Here is a 2,111-nt window from a genome sequence, read left to right on the forward strand (position 1 = left end):
GACTTTCAACAGCCGTCAGCGCAGACGTTTTTGAGGGTGATTTGGAGGGTGGTTTAGGGGGCAAAATGACCCCCAAATACCTTGTATTTATACTTAAGGGATAATTCGCGGTCGTGTTTCTGGCTGAGAGCCTAGAGCAACTGCGGTTTTTTTGGGATTTGACAGGTCAAAGAAAAACCCCTTAGTTTTGGAGTTGTCGAGACACCAAAAAAACAGGGGTTTTTCCGTGCATCACTGCACCTGCACAGACTATACCAAACGTCTGCACAGACGCCAAGGGCAAGATGCCGCTCTCTCCGATTTGTCACATCGGGATACCCCGTGGGACGATCACAGGGCACGGGCTGCGGATGTTCAGGCGATCTATTCCGAACTGTCCGAATTTGAGCGATTGGCCGAGCGCATAGGAAAGTGCTCTGGCGTTCTTCGCTTCGGGCAGACCCCAGACCCAGAAACTGGGGAAATGATGCTCCGGCTGCGAGAAGCGCAGTTTTGCCGGGTGCGGCATTGTCCCGTCTGTCAGTGGAGACGTTCGCTCATGTGGCAGGCCCGGTTCTTTCAGGCACTCCCCGGCCTCGTAGAAGCCCACAGGGAAGCCCGCTGGCTGTTTCTGACGCTAACGGTGCGGAATTGCCCTGTAGAGGCTCTACGGCCCGTCCTGAAGGACATGAACGCCGCATGGGGCCGATTGGTGAAACGTCCAGAGTTCCGGCAGGTGCAGGGCTGGATACGCACCACAGAGGTCACACGGGGCCGGGATGGGTCGGCGCATCCGCATTTCCATGCGCTCCTGATGGTGCCGCCGTCCTACTTTCGGGGGCAAAGTTACGTCAAACAGGCCCGCTGGGTGGAGTTGTGGCGGGATACAGCCCGCCTGAACTATGCCCCGAGTGTGGATGTGCGGACGGTTAAGGCTCGTCCAGGTGAAGTGGATGGGGATGTTAGCCAGGCACTACGTCGGGCGGCGGCGGAGACGCTCAAGTATGCGGTGAAGCCCTCGGACATGACCGCCGACCCGGCATGGTTTCTTGAGCTGACGCGGCAGGTTCACAAGCTCCGGTTCATCGCTACCGGGGGACTGCTCAAAGGCTTTCTGCGAGACGGTCAGGAGAGCGACGAGGATCTCGCTCTGACAGATGGTGACGGTCAGGATGATGGTTCGCGGGTCGGCTTCAACTGGCGCCCGGCTGACCGTCGATACAGACGGTATCGGCAAGCCGATGCAGAGCCAAAAACAGAGTAGTGCGGCTGTTTATCGAATAACGTGGCTTTTGACGGGCTTTGACGGATAAACGCGGCTTTTGCTCATCTTTTTTTTGCACAAAATGTCGATAAACACCGATTTTTGCGGCTTTAGGTCTGGGCAGGACAGGTGAAGGGTGCACCCTTCACATCCTGCCTTATTCGCCAGCGGCTCAACGGTGTTCCAAACGCACGCAAACAGAGTTTGCATAAGTGCGCCCTTACTACCGTTCGGGAGGGGATGGAGCGGGACACGTCCGCCCCGCTACCGGGACACAAGCGGGACAGTCGAGCATCAGTTTCCATATACAAATGCAAACCTTTCGGTTTCTGAAAATGGCCGCACCGAAAAGGGTGCATTTGTATATGGAAAATCTCTTTTGGTGATGCTGAGGTGATGTAGTCCTGATGCAATCAGGAAACCAAAGTGATGTAGTTCTGATGTAGTTCTGATGCTGTGAAGCCGGGTTAGCGACAGCCCCCTATGGGGGCGCAGACGCAAGGGGGTTGAGCAGGCAAACGAGGACTTCAAGGGGGGGGATTTGTTGCATCCAGTCGATGATGCCGCCCGGTAATGAGTGATGTATCCATTCACTCCGTCCGCCTTGAGCAAAAAAGGCCACTTACCCAGCACAAGGGACTGCCTGCATCAGATGGCGCGTGGGACGCGCCAGCCGTAGGCCGCCTTTAGGCGTCTGGTGTGTTCGCTGTCTCACCCCGGCGAGGACGGAGCCGCCGCACCGCCCGCAGCCGGGGTGAGTTTTGCGTACCAGTAACACTGCAAAACCTGTCTCAAATTGAGACTTTCAACAGCCGTCAGCGCAGACGTTTTTGAGGGTGATTTGGAGGGTGGTTTAGGGGGCAAAATG

The 2,111-nt window shown here is 56.4% G+C and carries 1 protein-coding gene; it reads left to right on the top strand.

Annotated elements, in window-relative coordinates:
- Positions 1–301: 301 nt before the first annotated feature.
- Positions 302–1,243: a protein rep gene (locus HK26_RS09895; RefSeq protein WP_257640959.1), complete on the top strand. Its 942-nt coding sequence runs from the start codon at positions 302–304 to the stop codon at positions 1,241–1,243.
- The last annotated feature ends 868 nt before the right edge of the window (positions 1,244–2,111 follow it).

This window comes from Acetobacter okinawensis (genome assembly GCF_002153655.1).
GTDB lineage: Bacteria > Pseudomonadota > Alphaproteobacteria > Acetobacterales > Acetobacteraceae > Acetobacter > Acetobacter okinawensis_A.